At 69.0% G+C, this 19,194-nt stretch carries 10 protein-coding genes; all 10 read left to right on the top strand.

Features of this window, described 5'->3' with window-relative positions; genetic code table 11:
- Nucleotides 1-14 precede the first annotated feature (14 nt).
- The 10 genes from PKE79_RS06730 (at nt 15) to PKE79_RS06685 (ending at nt 19,168) form a co-directional block, all read left to right on the top strand.
- Nucleotides 15-1,313, top strand: a complete 1,299-nt coding sequence (locus tag PKE79_RS06730) for an ABC transporter substrate-binding protein (RefSeq protein ID WP_271172912.1) — start codon at nt 15-17, stop codon at nt 1,311-1,313.
- 234 nt (nt 1,314-1,547) lie between these two features.
- Nucleotides 1,548-2,462 (top strand): carbohydrate ABC transporter permease, encoded by a 915-nt coding sequence (locus tag PKE79_RS06725; RefSeq protein ID WP_271172911.1) that lies wholly within the window; start codon nt 1,548-1,550, stop codon nt 2,460-2,462.
- Nucleotides 2,462-3,376 carry a carbohydrate ABC transporter permease gene (locus tag PKE79_RS06720; protein ID WP_271172910.1) on the top strand — a complete coding sequence of 305 codons (915 nt, stop codon included), beginning with the start codon at nt 2,462-2,464 and terminating at the stop codon, nt 3,374-3,376. Before PKE79_RS06725 ends, PKE79_RS06720 begins: the two co-directional genes overlap by 1 nt.
- A gap of 2 nt (nt 3,377-3,378) precedes the next feature.
- The gene (locus PKE79_RS06715) at nt 3,379-4,041 is read left to right on the top strand and encodes a ferredoxin-NADPH reductase (RefSeq protein ID WP_271172909.1); all 663 of its coding nucleotides are present in this window, start codon (nt 3,379-3,381) and stop codon (nt 4,039-4,041) included.
- A gap of 27 nt (nt 4,042-4,068) precedes the next feature.
- A complete protein-coding gene (locus tag PKE79_RS06710) occupies nt 4,069-5,085 on the top strand; it encodes a hydroxyacid dehydrogenase (RefSeq protein WP_271172908.1) in 1,017 nt (338 codons plus the stop codon).
- 82 nt (nt 5,086-5,167) lie between these two features.
- The gene (locus tag PKE79_RS06705) at nt 5,168-9,139 is read left to right on the top strand and encodes a hypothetical protein (protein ID WP_271172907.1); all 3,972 of its coding nucleotides are present in this window, start codon (nt 5,168-5,170) and stop codon (nt 9,137-9,139) included.
- A gap of 345 nt (nt 9,140-9,484) precedes the next feature.
- Nucleotides 9,485-13,921, top strand: a complete 4,437-nt coding sequence (locus PKE79_RS06700; RefSeq protein WP_271172906.1) for an Ig-like domain-containing protein — start codon at nt 9,485-9,487, stop codon at nt 13,919-13,921.
- A 351-nt stretch (nt 13,922-14,272) separates the two neighbouring features.
- A complete protein-coding gene (locus tag PKE79_RS06695; protein ID WP_271172905.1) occupies nt 14,273-17,065 on the top strand; it encodes a discoidin domain-containing protein in 2,793 nt (930 codons plus the stop codon).
- Between the two features lie 191 nt (nt 17,066-17,256).
- Nucleotides 17,257-18,192 carry an ABC transporter permease gene (locus PKE79_RS06690; RefSeq protein ID WP_271172904.1) on the top strand — a complete coding sequence of 312 codons (936 nt, stop codon included), beginning with the start codon at nt 17,257-17,259 and terminating at the stop codon, nt 18,190-18,192.
- Nucleotides 18,179-19,168, top strand: coding sequence for a carbohydrate ABC transporter permease (locus tag PKE79_RS06685; RefSeq protein ID WP_271172903.1), 990 nt, complete (start codon nt 18,179-18,181; stop codon nt 19,166-19,168). The genes PKE79_RS06690 and PKE79_RS06685 overlap by 14 nt, the downstream gene beginning before the upstream one ends.
- The last annotated feature ends 26 nt before the right edge of the window (nt 19,169-19,194 follow it).

Below are 19,194 nucleotides of genomic sequence, written 5' to 3'. Positions count from 1 at the left end.
GGAGCAGCACTCCCATGAAGAAGCGCATCATCGCCGCATCGGCCGGCCTCGCGGCCTCGGCCATCGCCCTCGCCGGATGCGGCGGCGGCACGCCGGCGGCCGATCCCGACGGGCCGGTCACGCTGACCCTCTCCGGCTGGAGCGTCGAGACGACGCCCGAGTTCCAGCTCCTCGCCGACCTGTTCGAGGACGCCCACCCCGACGTGACGGTCGAGATCGTGGACTACGACCCGGCCGAGTACAACACCCTCGTGACGACCGACCTCGCGGCGGGCAAGGGCCCCGACATCATCACCCAGAAGGAGGTCAAGTACGTCACGACCTTCCAGGAGGGCGGGCAGCTGCTCGATGTGTCCGACGTCGAGCTGCCCGAGGGGATCGGCGGCGCCGCGTCGTACGAGGTCGACGGCACGGCGTACGCGGTGCCGTACCGCCAGGACTCGTGGGTCCTCTTCTACAACGAGGCGCTCTTCGACGAGGCGGGCGTCGCCCAGCCCGACGGATCGTGGACCTGGGACGACTACGAGGCGGCCGCCGAGGAGCTCACGACCAAGCTCGGCGAGGCGGGATCGACCGCGAAGGGCGCGTACCAGCACGGCTGGCAGTCGACCGTGCAGGGCTTCGCGACCGCGCAGACCGAGGGAGCGGACCTGCTGAGCGGCGACTACGACTACTTCGCCCCGTACTACGAGCGCGTCCTCGCGCTGCAGGAGGCCGGCGCCCAGGAGGCGTACAACACCGTCACGGCGAACCAGCTCACCTACCAGGGCGAGTTCGGCAAGCAGAAGGCCGCCATGCTGCCCATGGGCACGTGGTTCGTCGCGACCCTCATCGCGCAGCAGGCCTCGGGTGAGGCCGACGACTTCGAGTGGGGCATCGCGCCGATCCCGCAGCAGGACGCTTCCACGACCGGTCTCGACGCGACGCCGGTCACGTTCGGCGACCCGACGGGTCTCGCGATCAACGCCAACATCGACCAGAGCAAGGTCGAGATCGCGAAGGACTTCCTCGCCTTCGCCGCGAGCGAGGAGGCCGCGACGGCACTCGCCGGCATCGGCATCTCGCCCGCGCTTCTGACCGACCCGGTCGTCGAGGCGTACTTCGGCGTCGAGGGCGCTCCGCAGGACGAGCTGTCGGCGTTCGCCGTGCAGACCCACGAGACGAAGGCCGAGAGCCCGACCTCGAGCAAGACCGCCGCGGTGCAGAACATCCTCGCCGACATGCACTCGGCCATCCTGTCCGCCTCGGCTGACGTCGACGCCGCGATCGCAGAGGCCGAGGAGCGCGTCGCCAACGAGGTCGGCACCGAGTAGCACTCAGCGAGCCAGCGAGCCGCTTCCCGGTCGTTGAGCGAGCGCAGCGAGTCGTAGCACTCAGCGAGCGCAGCGACCCGCTTCCCGGTCGTTGAGCGAGCGCAGCGAGTCGAAACGTCGCAAGCCGACCTCGAGACGAGGCACCGCGTTTCGACTCGCTCGTTCCTCGCTCGCTCAACGATCGGAGTGAACGACACCGCGAGTGAGACATCAGGACCAGGACCTAGGAGCATCATGACCACCACCGCGACGGCGCCGCCTGCACGGCGTCGCCCATCCCGCCTGCGGATGCGCAACACCCTCATCGGGTGGAGCTTCATCCTGCCGAACTTCCTCGGGTTCGCCGTCCTCACGCTCGTGCCCGTGGTCGTCCTGTTCTACATGTCCCTCACGAACTGGAACATCTTCGGATCGTCGCAGTTCGTCGGGCTGCAGAACTTCCAGCGCCTGCTCGGCGACGGGAGCTTCCGGACCGCGTTCGTCAACACGCTGTACTACTCGGTCCTGCACATCCCGCTCACGATCGTCGTGTCGCTGGGGCTCGCGCTCCTGCTCAACAACAAGCTGCGCGGCGTCGCGTTCTTCCGCACCGCCGCGTTCTTCCCCTACATCACGTCGATCGTCGCGATCGCGCTCGTGTGGAACCTCCTGTTCAGCCCGCAGTACGGCCCGATCAACGAGATCCTCCGCTTCATCGGGATCGCCGAGCCGCCCGGATGGCTCACCTCGGCCGAGTGGGCGATGCCCGCGGTCGTGATCATCAGCACCTGGCGCGACATGGGCTACTACATGGTGCTCTTCCTCGCGGCGCTGCAGACGGTGCCGCGCGAGCTGCACGAGGCGGCCCGGATGGATGGCGCGAACGTCTTCGAGCGGTTCTGGAACGTCACGATCCCGATGCTGCGGCCGACGATGTTCTTCGTCACGGTCATGCTCACGATCAACTCGTTCAAGATCTTCGACCTCATCCTCGTGCTCACCAACGGCGGCCCCGGCCAGTCGACGACCGTGATCTCGCAGTTCATCTACCGCAAGGGCTTCGAGGAGAACCAGTTCGGCTACGCGTCCGCCGCGGCCGTCGTGCTCTTCCTCCTGTGCATCGTCGTGACGATCGCGCAGTTCCTGTGGAACAAGCGGAAGGACTCGTGATGAGCGAGACCATGACCCTCGTCGCCCCCGAGCCGACCCGTCGCCGGCTCTCGATCGACCCGAAGCCCCGCCCGCGCGGCGCGGGAGGGAAGGCGCACCCGATCGCCCGCGCGCTCCTCTACGTCGCGCTCATCGCGGCGGCGGCCGCCATGCTCACTCCGTTCTTCTGGATGATCATGAGCTCGCTCAAGGAGGCCAACGCGGTCTTCTCGGTGCCGATCCGCTGGATCCCCGAGGTGTTCGTGTGGGACAACTACGTGGAGATCTGGACGCGCTCCGACATCGTCACGTGGATCCGCAACACGCTCGTCCTCTCGGTCACGGTCACGGCCCTGCAGGTGCTGACCGGCTCGTTCGCGGCGTACGGGTTCTCTCGGATCCGCTTCCCCGGCCGCGACGCGCTGTTCCTCCTCTACGTCGCGACGATCGCCGTCCCGTGGCAGTCGTACATGATCCCGCAGTTCATCCTGCTGTCGGACGCGGGCCTCGCGAACACGCTGTGGTCGATCATCCTGCTCCAGGCGTTCGGCGCGTTCGGCGTGTTCCTCATGAAGCAGTTCTACGAGACCGTCCCCGAGGACCTGTCCGAGGCGGCGCGCCTCGACGGGCTCAGCGAGTACGGCATCTGGCGCCGGATCATGCTCCCGCTGTCGGTGCCGGCGATCGCGAGCCTGTCACTCCTCACCTTCGTGAACACGTGGAACGACTACCTCGGACCGCTCATCTACCTGCGCGACCCGAGCCTGTGGACGATGCAGCTGGGTCTCAAGAACTTCGTCTCGAGCCTCTACGACGTGGACTACGGCGTGCTCTTCGCGGGCCTCGTGATCTCGATCCTGCCGATCGCGATCGTCTTCCTCCTCGGCCAGCGGTTCTTCGTCGAGGGCATCGCGACGAGCGGCATGAAGGGCTGATCATGAAGCGCATCCCGCACAGCGTGTACGCGACGCTCTTCGGCGTCGTGCACCTCGCACTCGGCGTGAACCTCGCGCTCGCCGCGGTCGCTCTGCCGTTCATCGCGCTGCTCCTGACAACCGACCCCTCCCTCTCGTGGCCCGCGCTCGCGCTCGCCGCGGTGCTCGCGGGGCCGGGCGTCGCCGCCGCGTTCGGCACGTTCCGGGCGCACGCCGACGGCGAGACCGGCGTCCTGCGCGCCTTCGCCCGTTCGCTGCGTGCGACCTGGCGCCGCGCCCTCTGGCTCTCCGCGCTCGTCGGCGCCGTCGTGACCGTCGCCCTCGTCGACGTGTTCGTGCTCGTGCCGACCGCCGCCGGCGCGGTCGTCGCCCCGCTGCTCATCGTCGTCGCCCTGCTCGCGATCGCGATGGGGATGGTCGGGATGGTCGCGGTCGCGGAGGATCCGGACGCGCGGCTGCGCGACGTGCTGCGCGCGGGCCTCGTGCTCGCCGTGCGGCGCTGGCCGCTCACCGTCGCCTCGTTCGCCGTCGTCGCCGTGCAGGCAGCGGTCGTCGTCGCCGCGCCCGCGCTCGGGATCGGGCTCACGGCAGCCGCGTGCCTCTACGTGGTGTGGGCAGGCGGGCGCTACACCCTGCAGCCCGTGCTCGCGCCCGCGGAGTCCTGACCCTCCCCTCTCTCCCGAAGGACCACCATGAACCCGCCCGCCATCGCCATCCGCCCGCGCATCGTGAGCGCCGTCGGCTCCGGCGCGTTCGCTCCCGAGTCGGAGACGCACCTCGCTCGGGAGCTGGCCGCCCACGGCGAGCTGCTCGCGACCGTGGACGCGTTCGACACCCCCGAGGCGCTCGCCGCGCTCGCCGAGGCCGACGTGCTCATCACCGGCTGGCGCACGCCGCGCGTCGACGCGGCCGTGCTCGATCGCGCGCCTCGGCTGCGCTGGATCCTGCACGTCGCCGGATCCGTGAAGGACCAGCTCGACCCCGTCGTGTGGGAGCGCGGCATCCAGGTGAGCTCGGCCGTCGATGCGAACGCCGTGCCCGTCGCCGAGTTCACCCTCGCGGCCATCCTCATGTCGAACAAGCGCATCGTGCAGATCGCGCGCGAGTACCGCGAGCGCCGCGAGCTCATCGACCAGGCCGGGCTCGGCGTCGTCGGCAACTACCGGCGCGTCGTCGGCATCGTCGGCGCGTCGCGCATCGGCCGCCGCGTCGTCGAGCTCCTGCGCCCGTTCGACCTCGACGTGCTCCTGTTCGACCCCACGCTGTCCGACGAGGCGGTGACCGCACTCGGCGCGCGGCCGGTCACGCTCGCCGAGCTGTGCGCCGAGAGCGATGTCGTGTCGGTGCACGCGCCTTCGCTGCCGTCGACGCGCGGTCTCATCTCCGCCCCGCTCATCGCGTCGATGCGCCCCGGGGCGACGTTCATCAACACGGCCCGCGGCGAGATCGTCGACCAGGAGGCGCTCACCGAGCGGATCCTCGTCGGAGACCTGCACGCGGTGCTCGACGTGACCGTCCCGTGGGCGCTCCCGCCCGACCATCCGCTCTACGACCACCCGAACGTGCTGCTCACGCCGCACATCGCGGGGTCCGTCGGCACCGAGGTCGATCGCATGATCGACACCGAGATCGCCGAGCTCCGCCGCGTCGCCGCGGGGGAGCCGCTCGCCCACCCCGTCCTGCTCGAATCGCTCGTCATCGCCGCCTGAGGCACTCCGCCTGAGGCGCTCCGTCCGAGAGGCACCTGCCTCGAGAGGCACACCCCCATCCGCAAGACGAAGGAGTCTTCGCATGCCCTCACCCGCCCGCACCGCGGGAGCCGCCGCCGTCGCGCTCGCCGCGCTCACGGCATCCGCCCTCGTCGCACCCGCCGCCCAGGCGGCCGACGAGACCGTCCCGATCGCCGTCGACGGCGGCGACATCCGCCCCGACAACACGGCGGGCCTGCCCTTCAAGGGGCTCGGCGTGCTCAGCGCCAACTCCACGAGCAACCTGCTCATGGACTACAAGGCCGAGCACCCCGATGCGTACTGGCAGCTCATCGATGTGCTGTTCGGCGGCGAGTACCCGCTGATCAGCCACGTGAAGATCGAGATGGGCTCCGACACGAACAACTCGACGGGGGCGGACGCGGCCACGATGCGCACTCCCGACGAGCTCGCGGACGCGTCGCGCTCGCCCGGATGGCAGCTGGCCGCCGACGCGAAGACGGCGAACCCCGACGTGAAGGTGTCGATCCTGCGCTGGACGATGCCGCAGTGGGTGCAGACCGCCTGGAGCGCCGGCACCGGCCAGGACGAGATGTACACCTGGTACAAGGAGACCATCCTCGACGCGTACGAGAAGTACGGCTTCATCGTCGACTACGTGAACCCCGACACCAACGAGACGACGAACCCCGACATCGCGTTCGTGAAGTGGTACGCGGACCGCGTCGCGAACGACACCGACTTCGCCGACCCCCGCTACGGGATCCCCGCCGACGAGCAGGAGGCTGTCGGCGAGGCGTACCGGTCCATTCGGATCGTCGCGTCCGATGAGAACCAGACGAAGAAGATCGGCCCCGCGCTGCTCGACGACCCCGAGCTGTTCGACATCGTCGACGCCGTCGGCTACCACTACAACACGGACGACCGGCTCGACGGCGACCCGACGAGCAGCACCTACCAGCCGTACACGAAGCTCGCGACGGGACAGACGCCCACGGGCGAGGATCGCGAGGTCTGGTACTCGGAGGGCGTGGGCTCGTTCGGCTACACCGACTACCGCGTGAACAACACGGATGGCCCGGGCGGCGCGTCGACGGGGATCGGCGGCGTGCAGAGCGCGCTCGATCTCGCGAACCGCGTCGTCAAGGGGTACGCGAACTCCAAGCGCACGCACTACATCTTCCAGCCCGCGATCGGCTCGTTCTACGAGGGGGCGCAGTACAGCCACAAGGAGCTGCTGAGCGCCCGCGACCCGTGGACGGGATCCATCCACTACGACGCGGCGACGTACGTGATGCGCCACTTCACGTCGTTCGCGAAGACCGGGTGGGAGAACGCCGACAACACCGCCGGCATCTGGCGGACCATCCCCGAGGCGAGCGCGAGCGGCGTCCTGGGCACGGAGAACCTCGACGGGTCGAACGGGGCGCCGAGCTACATGACGCTCGCGGCGCCCGACGCCTCGGACTTCTCGACCGTGGTCGTGAACGACAGCGACCAGACGAAGACCTACCGCATCGCGCCATCCGCCCTCGCGCTCGGCGACGACCTCACGGCGGAGCTCTGGGAGACCCGCGCAGCCGACGCCGGCGAGGCCTACGACGCGAACATGCTGCACCTCGCCCAGGAGCTGCAGCCCGCATCCGACGGCTCGTACACCTTCGCGGTCGCGCCGAGGTCGATCATCACCTTCACGACGCTCGATCGCTCGGGTGACGCCGACCTCGCCGAGCGCCTTCCGGAGCAGGCCGAGCGCGCCGTGCTCGACACCGACGAGACCGGCGGCGCTCTCGACGCATCGGACGAGGTGCTCTACGCCGACGACTTCGAGTACGACGAGGAGGGACCGGTGCGCGTCGGCGTCGACAACGGCGCGCGGACGGAGGAGCAGGACTACCTGACCTCGCGCGGCCACCAGCCCCGCTACATGGTCGACCAGACCGGGGCGTGGGAGGTCGGCGACGACGGCACCGGAGACCGCGTGCTCTTCCAGCGGATGGATCAGTCCATGAAGGACACGCGCGCCTGGAACGTGCGCCAGCCGAACACGCTCGTCGGCGACTTCCGCTGGCAGAACTACCGGGCGTCCGTCGACGTGTCGTTCGTCGACGAGGCGGGCGGGCTCGCGCGCCTGGGCGTGCGGCAGCAGAAGGGGATGGGCGCGGGCGACGCCGCGTACAGCATCCGCATCACGAAGGCGGGCGCGTGGACGCTCGCGCGCCACGACACGACGGTCGCGAGCGGCTCGGTCGCCGCAGCGGATGGCTACGGTCTCGCGATCGAGGCCAAGGGCGCGCAGATCACGGCATGGGTCGACGGCGAGCAGGTGGCGACGTGGACCGACCCCAACCCGGAGTACGCCGGTCGCGTGAACCTCGGCACGGAGTTCCACGAGGTCGCGTTCGACGACCTGCGCGTGGAGAAGGTGGACGGCTACACCGCCTACGCCTCGGAGCTCGTGGACAACATGGACTCCCGCGTGGCGTACACCGGGGCGTGGGCGCACAAGGCCACGGCCGGCAGCGCCGACGACTGGTACCGCTCGACGTCGACCACGTCGGCCGCGGGCGCGACGGCGACGATCGCGTTCTCGGGCACGGGCGTCGACCTCATCGGCGGGAACGCCGCGGGTGCGCGCATCCGCGTCTCGGTCGACGGGCAGCCCGTCGAGGGCGCGACGCTGCGCGCGACCTCGAAGCGCGAGGCGGCGTACTCCCTGCGCGGTCTGCCCGACGGCGAGCACAGGGTCGCGATCGAGGTGGTCTCGGGAACGGTCGTCATCGACGGCTACTCCGTCATCTCGGGCGTCGTCGACGGAACCGTCGACACCGACGAGATCCGCGACGCACTCGACGACACCGCCGGCTACGAGCAGGGAGACTACTCGGAGACCTCGTGGGCCGCGTTCGCCGCCGCGCGCGCGGCAGCCGAGGCGGCGGTCGACGGCCAGGCCGGTCTCGACGCGATCGGCGCCGCCCAGCTCGCCGCGCGGCTGGAGTCCGCGGCCAACGGGCTGCGGCCGGCGGACGTGACGGACGAGGTGCGCGATCTCGGCCTGGCCGGGGCGGTCTCGGTCGGCGGCGACCTCCCGGCATCGGTCGTCATCGACGGCGTCGAGCGTGCGGTGCAGTGGGCGCCAGGGAGCGACGAGGCCGAGCGTCGGCCCTACGCGGCGGTGACCGTGCTCGGCTGGACGACGGAGCCGATCGCCGACGGCCGGAAGCAGCAGATCTCCGCGCGCTTCCAGGTCGTGCCCGACGGCATCCGGTACTTCATCGACTCGGGCGTGCCGAGCGGCCAGGCGTCACCCGCGTTCGATGCGGTGTCGCGCACGTTCGATCTCGCGAACGACGCCGTCGACCGGGCCTCGGCCGACGCGGCCTCGTGGGGCTTCGTCAACGACGGGCTCAACGTGAAGGGCGGGACGGATGTGAACGACATCTTCTCCACCGGTCTGTGGGCGGGCGCGGGCAAGACGGTGCGCTACCGGCTGCCTCTCGATGCCGGCGAGTACACCCTGACGGCCGGGTTCGCGGAGTGGTGGGGGCAGAACCGCCCCATGGCGACCGAGGTGTCGTTCACGGACTCGACGGGGACGCACACCGTCGCCGGGGCGCCGGTCTCCCTCTCGAGCAGCACGACGCGGGTGACGAGCGACGTGACGTTCACGCTGACCGAGCCGACGACCGTCACCTACACCGTGCGGAAGACCGGTTCGCAGGACCCCGTGATCAGCTGGCTCGCGGTCGCACAGGCGGACGAGCCCTCGTTCGAGGCGTCGGCGACTGCGTCGCTGCGGTGCGTCGGAGGCAAGGCGGTCGCGGTCGTCGAGGTCCGAAACGGCGCCGTCGCGGACGGGTCGTTCGAGATCACCACGCCTTTCGGGGCGAAGACCCTGCAGGTCGACGCGGAGAAGAAACGGTCGGCGAGCTTCTCGACCCGCGAGGCGTCGGTGCCGGAAGGCGAGGCGTCGGTCGAGATCACCGGCGAGATCGACGGCGAGGCGGTGACGGAGACGCTCACGGCCGCGTACGGCCCGCTCTCCTGCGGCTGAGGGGAGGCGGACCCGCGTGACAGCGGGACACAGCACAGGAGATCCGAGTGGATCGAGGGGCGGGAACCGGGTTCCCGCCCCTTTCCGCGTCGGAACTCCTGCATGGTGTCCCGGCGCCGCCATCCGCCGTGCGCGCGCTGTCCGCGCCATCCCGGACATCCGCTCTTCCTCGTATCGAAAGTTTTCGAAAAGGCTTGCGGTCGCTCCTGCGCCGTCCCTAGGGTGACGAGCGTGCGCCGAAGCTCGGCGAGAAAGGGAGCAGACACAGTGGTCTGGTCAATGAAGGAGAGATCCCGTCGGCCCGCGAGGGCATGGATCGCCGTCGGGGTCGCATGCACGCTGGCTGTGGGACTGTCGGCTTCGCCGGCGTTCGCAGCCAACAGCGATCTCGGCTACCCGGTCTTCTCGGGAAGCGAGAACCCCGTTCCTGACACGGGAACGGGATACACCGTCGGCAATCAGCTGCAGGCCATCTTCGATGCGGATCTTGCTGCGGGAGCGGGCGCCAGCACCGAAAAGGATTTCTGGTTCGATCGGATGCTCACGCGAACCGGGACCGCGGGAAGCTTCGGCGACGAGAACCAGTGGCTGTTCAGCCGAGGGCGCGCCGCCTTCATGAAGGTGCACGACCCGGCGAAGCTCGGATTCGGCGGCCAGCTGGCTTACTGGGAAGCGGTCGACGGCCGCGACGCCTACACGGTCACCGCGAGCGTGGGCGGCGAGCAGATCACGCTCACCGAGGACGCGGCCGCGCGCAAGCAGACGCCCAGCTACTGGCGCAGCGTGCACCGCAACGCCGACGCGGGGGTCGAGATCGTCCAGACGAAGTTCATCACCGACGCCAACGTCCTCGTGACCGAACTCGAGGTGCGAGCCACTGGAGCGGCCGTCGAAGTTGGGCTCCGCGCCGTGTCGCCGTACGCGACGGTGGCCGAGGAGAACGAGCTCACGGGAACGTTCGACGCCCTCAACGACATCACCAGGGTCCATCCGCGATTCTCCGGCGACGGGTTCGCGCCGGTCGACGGCGGTCTCGAGACGACACTCTCGATCGGCGCGGGGGAGAGCGCCGTCACCAAGCTGCAGCTGGGCCTCGTCACCGAGGAGATCGCGGAGTCGCGCCCCGCGTACGACGCGATCGCCGCCGCTTCGCCCTCCGACGCGTACACGGAGCACGTCACGGCGTACAACCGCTGGTGGGCCGACAACGTGCCGTACCTCGACACCCCCGAGGACGACATCGACAAGACGCTCTTCTACCGCTGGTGGCTCCTGCGGTTCAACTACCTCGATGCGAATGCGCCCGGCAACGCGTACCAGTTCCCGACCGCCGTCGAGGGCGCGCTCGGCTACAACAACGCGATCGACCTCACGGTCGGCATGTTCATCGACGACCTCAAGTACTTCCGCAACCCGATCTACTCGTACGGCGGATGGGTGTCGACCGGCGAGACGTCGAAGGGCGGGCGCTTCGTCGACAACCCGGGTGACCCGGCGAACTGGAACGCGAGCCACACGCAGTACATCGCAGAGGCCGCCTGGAAGTCGTACCAGGTGCACGGTGGCCCGCTCGGGATCGTCGAGAACCTCGCGCGCTACGCGGAGGGCGATGCGAAGGGACAGCTCAGCTCGTACGACTCCAACGGCAATGGCCTGCTCGAGACGAACTGGAATGCGTGGACCGGCAACGACGCCGACGCCGTGTCGTTCGACTACTTCCGGCGCGCGAATGAGCGGGCCGAGTCCGCCTACGTGTACAGCGGCGCCCGTGCGGCGTCGGCCGCCTACGGGCTGCTCGGCCGCGACGACAAGTCGGCGGAGATGGACGCGATCGCCGAGAAGGTGAAGACCGGCGTCCTCGAGAACCTCTGGGACGCCGAGGAGAACCTCATCAAGCACCGCGATCTCCAGACGGGCGAGCTGATCCCCTGGAAGGAGATCAACAACTACTACCCGTTCTCGGTCGGCCTCATGCCGAAGCCGGGCGACGAGGACTACGCCGACGACTACGTGGACGCCCTCCGCCTGTTCGCCGATGACGCCGAGTACCCGATCTTCCCCTTCACGACAGCGAACCAGGCCGACAAGGCCGAAGCGGCGGCCGCGGGACACCCCGGCACGAACAACTTCTCGATCATCAACTCCACCGTCACGTTCCGGATGGTCGCAACGGCGCTCCGCGAGTACCCGAGCGATGCCATCGACGCCGAGTGGTACAAGAAGCTCCTCTACTGGAACGCGTGGGCGCACTATCAGAACGGGGGCGACAACCGCCTTCCTGACGCGAACGAGTTCTGGGCCGACGGGGACGCCGATCCGCAGAGCATCGGGTACCGCTCGTGGATCCACCACACGATCCTCGGGACGACGAACTTCACGATGATCGAGGACGCGATGGGGTTGCAGCCCCGCACGGACGACAGGATCGAGCTCTACCCGATCGACATCGACTGGCCGCACTTCACCGTGAACAACGTCTCCTATCACGGCAGCGATCTCACGATCACGTGGGATGAGCCCGGAGACGGCGAGCGCCCGTACGGCGACTCGGTGCCCGAGGGCTACTCCGTGTTCGTGGACGGCGAGCGCGCGTTCACGGTCGACTCCCTCACGCATGTCGTGTACGACCCCGCGACGGGCGAGGTGTCCTTCGAGGAGGACGTCGTGAACGGCGTGTCCGAGCCGAAGGTCGTCGACGCGGCTCCGGTTGCGCTCCGGTCGCCGCAGGACGTGGTGTACGCGGACGACTCCCGTGTCGTCGACCTGTTCGCGAAGGCCGGACAGGACATCTCCTCGCACGCGGCGGAGAATCTGGCTAAGGGGCGCCCGGTGACGGCGTCGTTCTCGGCGGACGGCCGCCCCGCGGATGCCGCGGTCAACGGCACGACGATCAACGAGCCCTTCTGGGGCGCGGCCGGATCGCCGAACGCCACCGACTGGCTCGAGATCGACCTGGGATCGCCGCAGGCCGTGGACACGGTGCGCGCGTACTTCTACGACACGTCTTCGAGCGCGACGGCGTCCGGCTACGCCGAGCCCTCGCGGTACGGCATCGAGTACTGGGACGGCGCGGGATGGACAGCCGTGCCCGGTGCCGTCGAGGCGCCGACCGTGCCGCAGCCGAACCTCAACGAGGCGCGGTTCCCCGAGATCACGACGCAGCGCATCCGCATCTCCGTGGCGCACGCAGAGGGGTACAGGACCGGGCTCAAGGAGCTCGAGGTGCTCCGGACCGGGGAGCCGGTCGGAGCGGCGGAGAACGCCGCCCCGAGCGTCCTCGCCTACACGCAGGCGGGAGCGGTGAGCGCCGGACGAGCCGAGCTCACGGGCATCGTGAAGGACGACGGCGCTCCCTCCGATCCGCTCACCGTCTCGTGGAGCGTCGTGTCCGCACCCGAGGGCGGCGATGCGTTCATCGAGCACGCCGACCGCGCGAACACGATCGTGCGCTTCACGGTCGCGGGCGAGTACCGCCTTCGGCTCACTGCGACAGATGGCGAGCACTCGGTCTCGGACGACGTCGTCATCCGCGGCGAGGCTGCAGACGGCGGTACGGACATCGGACCGTCGGCTACCCCGACCGCCTCGTACACGGCCGGATGGAACCGCGTCACGGCTGTGAACGACGGCAGCGGTGTGAACGAGGGCGGCGATCAGGCCCAGATCTGGGGCACCTGGTCCGGGGATCGTCCCGCCTCCCAATGGCTGCAGTACACGTGGGAGGAGCCGGTGCGCGTCGCCGGGTCGGAGATCATGTTCTGGACGGACTCCGCGGCCGGAACGGGCGAGGGCGTCGCGGTGCCGGCGTCGTGGAAGATCCAGTACCTCGACGCCGAGGGAGCGTGGGTCGACGTCCCGAACGCATCCGGGTACGGGACCGAGCGCACCGGCACCAACGCGACGACCTTCGACATGGTGACGACGACGGCGCTGCGTGCGACCTTCGAAGCCTCTCCGAACGCGACCGGGACGTCGTACTCGGCCGTCGGCGTCAGCGAATGGGACGTCTTCTCTGCGGCCCCCGCGGCGATCGACGAGACCCACGTCCGCACGGATGTGGGTGCGCTGCCGACCCTGCCGCAGCAGGTCGGCGTCACGTATGCCGACGACAGCCGCGCGCTCGCTGCGGTCACGTGGGCGCCGGTGACGGAGGACCAGGTCGCGGCCGAGGGCAGCTTCGAGGTGCGGGGCATCGTCGAGGGTGCCTCGGCGACCGCGAAGGCGACGGTCTGGGTGCGCTCGACGCACGAGCTGACGATCAACCAGGTCGACACGGTCTCCGTCCACACCGCCGTCGGCGTCGCACCTGCGCTGCCGGAGAGCACGTCGGTGCTGTACAACGACGGCTCGAAGGAGACGCTTCCGGTGGTCTGGGACGAGATCGATCCTGCCCAGTACGCCTCGGATGGCGAGTTCGCGGTGGCGGGAACGGTCCAGAGCGACCATGCCGGCGACAAGACGGCGACCGCCTCGGTCATCGTCGGGGCAGGCGGCGGTGAGAACCCCGTCTCGGTCGCCGTGTCGGTGGACGGCCGCTGCGTGGGCGCGAAGGGCGTGATCGCGGTGAAGGCGACCAACGACGGAACCGAGGTCGCGGACATCGAGATCCGCTCTCCCTACGGGAAGAAGACGTTCGCGGGCGTCGAGCCCGGAGACAGCGTCTCGATCGCGTTCAAGACCCGTGAGAAGGAGGTTCCGGCGGGCGCGGTCGACGCCACCGCGACCGCCGGCGAGGAGACGGGGACCTCCTCGGCGGAGTACGTCGCCTTCACCTGCCGGTGACGGGAGGGCGGCGGCCACGAGCCGCCCCCCTCCTCACCGTCCCGGGCTGAGCGCCGACGCCGCCGGTGCTCAGCGGGACACAGCGCAGGAGATCCGAGCGGATCGAGGGGCGGGAACCGGGTTCCCGCCCCTTTCCGCGTCCTGCATCGTGTCCCGGCGCGCCCGCGCCACCCGTTCGCCCGCGCCATCCGTTCGCCCGCGCGCCATCCGCCCGCGGGCCATCCCGGCCACCCGCATGATCGATTGCGATCGCTTCCACGAAGGCATGGTTGCCGCGCGATGCGGACTCCCGCTTGACTGATGTTCACGCAAACATCCGCGAGGCGGCGTCGCCTCGCTCACGAGGGAGTGATGTTGAAGAGAACCATGACGGCCGCGGCGGGGCTGACTCTCGCCGCCGCCCTGACGATGTCCCTGGCGGGGCCGGCGACCGCCGAGGTCCCGGTCGGCGAGCCGACGACGTACACGTCGTATCCGGCCATCCAGGATCCGGGCAGCAGCGCGCCCGACTACTTCCAGCCGCTGTGGCTCGACGACAACGGCGCGCACATCCAGGCGCACGGCGGCCAGATCGTGACCGCCGAGGAGGACGGCCGCACCGTCTACTACTGGTACGGCGAAGACCGCAGCAACGGCTACTACGGCAGCCCCGGCGTGCACGCCTACAAGTCGTACGACACCGTGAACTGGGTCGACCAGGGCGTCGTGCTGCGCTCGGTGTCCGACGCCTCCGAACTCGAGACGGAGTACTTCGACGCCCTCTACGACACGGTCGACGACGCGGGTCAGCCGCGCACGGAGCGCGTCGCCGAGCTGAACTACCAGCTCAACACGAACGACGCGGCCGAGTACACGACGATCTTCGAGCGGCCCAAGGTGCTCTTCAACGAGAGCACGGGCAAGTGGGTGCTGTGGTGGCATTCGGATGGCCAGACGAGCCCGGGCGGGAGCATGTACGCCCGCTCGATGGCGGGCGTGGCCGTCTCGGACAGCCCGACCGGGCCCTTCAAGATGACCGGCGTCTACCGGATGCCGAACCGCACCGACTACAAGGCGTGCATCTCGGCGGCCGTTCCCGGCCAGGCCCGCGACATGACCGTGTTCCAGGACGACGACGGCACGGCGTACATCGTCTACTCCTCGGAGGAGAACCGCTCGCTCTACATCGCGGAGCTCGACGCGTCGTACACGAACGTCACCCACACGACCGACACCGACATGGCTGACGCGGGGCAGTACTCGGAGGACGGCCGATTCCCCTATCTCTTCGCGGACGGGACTCCGGAGGCGCCCGTGCGCGGGGAGGACTTCCAGATCGTCAAGGAGTGCGGCATGCTCGAGGCGCCCGCGCTCTTCCAGCACGGCGGCCGGTACTACGTGGTCGCATCGGGCGCGACGGGCTGGGCGCCGAACCCGCAGACGTACCACACGGCCGACACCATCCTCGGGTCGTGGATCCGCGGCGTCCAGGCCGACGACGCCTACGAGAACGTCGCGTACAACGCGATCCCCGAGGGCGGCGACGGCCTCCTCTCGGTCGGCGACGTGCGCCGCACGACGTTCGGCTCGCAGTCCACGAACGTGCTCGACCTGGGCGGTGGCCGCTTCGTCTACATGGGCGATCGCTGGAACTCCGGCGCCGCCGACTCGACCTACGTGTGGCTGCCGATCACCATCGGCGAGAACGGCCGGGCCGAGATGCGCAATCCCGCGACGGAGGACCCGGAGCGCTGGGGTGCGGGCTGGGATGCGTCGTACTTCGACGAGCACGGTCTGGGGGACGGCATCTGGTCGGTCGTCGACGACCGCCTGCCGGAGACCGTCGAGCCGGGGGAGGACTTCTCCGCGAAGCTGCCCGAGACCGTTCCGGTCGCCGTCGACGGTGCGACGGCCGAGGTCGCGGTGACCTGGAGCGCGACGTCGTTCGATGAGCGGGGCCCGCAGCTCATCACCGGCACCCTGGCGGCCGATGCGACGTTCACGGCGGGGCGCACGTTCACCCGCACGATCGAGGTCGCGACGCCCGGCATCGTGAACCTCGCGCTCGACGCCGCGGTGGCGGCATCGAGCCGCCAGGATCTCGCCGGCACGACGGCCGACGGCAACGTCAAGGGCAAGGGCTGGGACGACTGGGTCGGGGGCGGCGTGTACCCCAAGAGCAGCTGGCTGTCGTACACCTGGGCCTTCCCGCAGGACGTCGACGAGGTCGTCGTGCACACCTACAAGGACGGCGCAGGCGCGACGTGGCCGTCGACCATCGCCGCAGAGTACCTCGACGCATCGGGGGCCTGGGTGTCGGCGAACGCGAGTGTCGACCTCGCGCAGGACGCCTCGGCCACCGCACCCGTCGCGAAGCTCGACGTGTCGGGCATCCCGGCGACCAGCGGGGTCCGCCTGCAGCTGAAGACCGCGACGAACGTGTGGCAGTCGATCTCCGAGGTGCAGCTGTGGGGCGCCGAGGGAGTGCGGGATGTGTGCGGTGCCGACGGCACGACGGTCACGGCGAGCTTCCACCAGACGCAGTACGAGACGATGCCGCCCGCGAACGCGTGCGACGGCAGCGCCGCGACCTCGTGGTCGACGTGGGACAGCACGAAGCGCGACCAGGCGACGCTCACGATCGAGCCCGTCGAGGCCCACATCGTGGATCGGGTCGGCTTCACCAACCGCGAGGGCACCATCACGGGCGTGAGCGTCGAGTACCGCGACGCGCACGGCACCTGGCACCCGACGACCGCGCAGGACGTCGTCCCGAGCGCGAACGGCTCGCCGACGTCGTTCACCTTCAAGCCGGTCCTCGCCTCGGCTGTGCGTCTCGTCTTCGCGACGCCGGGCTCGTACCTCAAGATCCCTGTGCTCGCGGTCGGCGCGGTCGACGCCGCGGTCGAGCCCGCCGTGACGAGCCGCTGCGTGGGAGGCAAGGTCCAGCTCGTCGCGACCGCGCGCAACACGGCGGACGGCCCGGCGGATGTCGCGGTGCAGAGCGCGTACGGAGGGCGCGTCCTCGACGAGCTCGCGCCAGGACACGCGGCCTCGGCCGCGATCGCCGTCCGAGCCGCCTCGGCGACGGCAGGCGAGACCACCTTCACGGGAGCGGATGGCGTGCCCGTGACGGTGGGCTACCCCGCCGCCAGCTGCGGTTGAGCGCGCGGGTGCCCCGGCCGCGGCCGGGGCACCCGCGACCGATTCCGACCGCTTCCCGAAGGCGGCTCTTGCCAAGCCGGCAGGGGATCGCTACTGTCTTCCTAGTTTCATCGACGGTTAGATTTATCGTCGAAGAGACACCCGTCGGCGATGGAGCCGACGCTCCGACTGCAGAGAGGCAGAGGATGTCCGTGACGGACAGGGTGCAGCCCAGACGACGGCTGCTGAAGGATCTCAGGCACAGCAGGGTGCTCATCCTCATGTGCATCCCGGCGATCGTGTTCTTCGCGATCTTCAGCTATGCGCCGCTCCCCGGGATCTGGATCGCGTTCACCAACTTCAACTACCGCGACGGCATCTTCGGCAGCCCGTTCGTGGGGTTCCAGAACTTCGAGTTCCTCATCAAGTCGGGCCAGCTCTGGCTGCTCACGCGGAACACGATCCTCTACAACCTCGCGTTCATCGTGCTGGGGAACATCCTGCAGATCGCGCTCGCGATCATGCTCAGCGAGATCGCCTCGAAGTACTTCAAGAAGGTCACGCAGACGGTGATGTTCCTGCCGTACTTCATCTCGGTCGTGCTCATCGGCGTGATCGCGTTCAACCTGCTCAACTACGACACCGGCGCGCTCAACGCCCTCATCGAGTCGACCGGCGGCGACCCGATCAAGATCTACAGCACGGCGGGCGCGTGGCCGCTCATCATCATCCTCGTCCACCTCTGGCAGAGCACCGGGTACGGGTCGATCGTGTACTTCGCGGCGATCATGGGCATCGACCGGACGCTGTTCGAGGCCGCGGCGATCGACGGGGCCTCGGCGTGGCAGCGGATCCGCTACGTCATCCTGCCGAGCCTCAAGCCGACGTTCATCATCCTGCTGCTGTTCTCGCTGGGCGGGATCATGAACGGCAACTTCGGCCTGTTCTGGAACCTCATCGGCAACAACGCCGCCCTGTTCTCGACCACCGACATCATCGAGACCTCGGTGTACCGGATGGTCATGTCGCAGAACAACTTCACGACGTCGACCGCGGTCGGCCTCTACCAATCCCTCTTCGGTTTCGCCCTCGTGATGACGGCGAACTGGGTCGTGCGAAGGATGAACAAGGACTATGCAATCTTCTGAGACGCTCGTCCCCCCGCCCACGGTCACCGAGGCGGTCACGACCGCGAACGCGAGGAAGCGCCGCGGCGGCCCGACCGGGCGGCCGACGACCATCAAGCTCGCGAAGAGCGACTACACGCTCAAGGCGATCTCGTATGTGACGATCTCGCTCTTCTCGCTGTTCTGCGCGCTGCCGTTCATCCTCATCATCTCGGCGTCGTTCTCGAGCGAGTCCGAGATCATGAAGAGCGGGTTCGGACTGTGGCCGAAGGGCTTCACGCTCACGGCGTACGAGTACATCTTCAACTCGCCCCGGCAGATCCTCGGCTCCTACGCCGTGACGATCATCATGACGGTCGCGGGCACGGCGATCGGGCTCTTCATCATCTCGATGACGGGGTACGCCCTGTTCCGCCGGGACTTCCGGTACCGCAACGTCATCTCGTTCTTCATCTACTTCACGACGCTGTTCTCCGCGGGCCTCGCGCCGACCTTCCTCTGGGTGGGGCGTGACCTGGGGCTGCGCGGCAGCTACCTCGCGGTCTTCCTGCAGCTGCTCATGACGCCGTGGCTCATCATCCTCATGAAGAACTTCATGCGGACGGTCCCGTACGAGATCGTCGAGTCGGGCAAGGTCGACGGCGCGGGCGACTTCCGGATCTTCGCGCAGCTCACGCTCCCGATGATGAAGCCGGCCCTCGCGACGATCGGCCTCTTCCTCGCTCTCGGCTACTGGAACGAGTGGTACCTGTCATCGCTCTACCTCGGCAGCTCCGTGGAGTTCAAGCCGCTGCAGTACTACCTCTACAACGTCATCAACACCGCGAACGCGCTGCGCAACTCGGTCGCCGGCGACAACGTGGTGATCTCCGAGCTGCCGAGCAACACCCTCAAGATGGCGAGCGCCGTGATCGCGACCGGCCCGATCCTCCTCGTCTACCCGTTCGTCCAGAAGTACTTCGTCACCGGCATCACCGTCGGCGCCGTCAAGGGCTGAACCCGATCCCACCCCTCCACCAGGAA

This window comes from Microbacterium barkeri, from assembly GCF_027921765.1.
GTDB lineage: Bacteria > Actinomycetota > Actinomycetes > Actinomycetales > Microbacteriaceae > Microbacterium > Microbacterium barkeri.
The sequence above is the reverse complement of the archived record's forward strand: the minus strand, read 5'-3'. Positions and strand labels throughout refer to the sequence as shown.

Excerpts from the sequence above, each read along its gene's own strand:
- PKE79_RS06715 (WP_271172909.1), top strand. The coding sequence starts at position 3,379 with ATGAAGCGCATCCCGCACAGCGTGTACGCGACGCTCTTCGGCGTCGTG.
- PKE79_RS06730 (WP_271172912.1), top strand. The coding sequence starts at position 15 with ATGAAGAAGCGCATCATCGCCGCATCGGCCGGCCTCGCGGCCTCGGCC.
- PKE79_RS06725 (WP_271172911.1), top strand. The coding sequence starts at position 1,548 with ATGACCACCACCGCGACGGCGCCGCCTGCACGGCGTCGCCCATCCCGC.
- PKE79_RS06720 (WP_271172910.1), top strand. The coding sequence starts at position 2,462 with ATGAGCGAGACCATGACCCTCGTCGCCCCCGAGCCGACCCGTCGCCGG.
- PKE79_RS06710 (WP_271172908.1), top strand. The coding sequence starts at position 4,069 with ATGAACCCGCCCGCCATCGCCATCCGCCCGCGCATCGTGAGCGCCGTC.
- PKE79_RS06705 (WP_271172907.1), top strand. The coding sequence starts at position 5,168 with ATGCCCTCACCCGCCCGCACCGCGGGAGCCGCCGCCGTCGCGCTCGCC.
- PKE79_RS06685 (WP_271172903.1), top strand. The coding sequence starts at position 18,179 with ATGCAATCTTCTGAGACGCTCGTCCCCCCGCCCACGGTCACCGAGGCG.
- PKE79_RS06695 (WP_271172905.1), top strand. The coding sequence starts at position 14,273 with ATGTTGAAGAGAACCATGACGGCCGCGGCGGGGCTGACTCTCGCCGCC.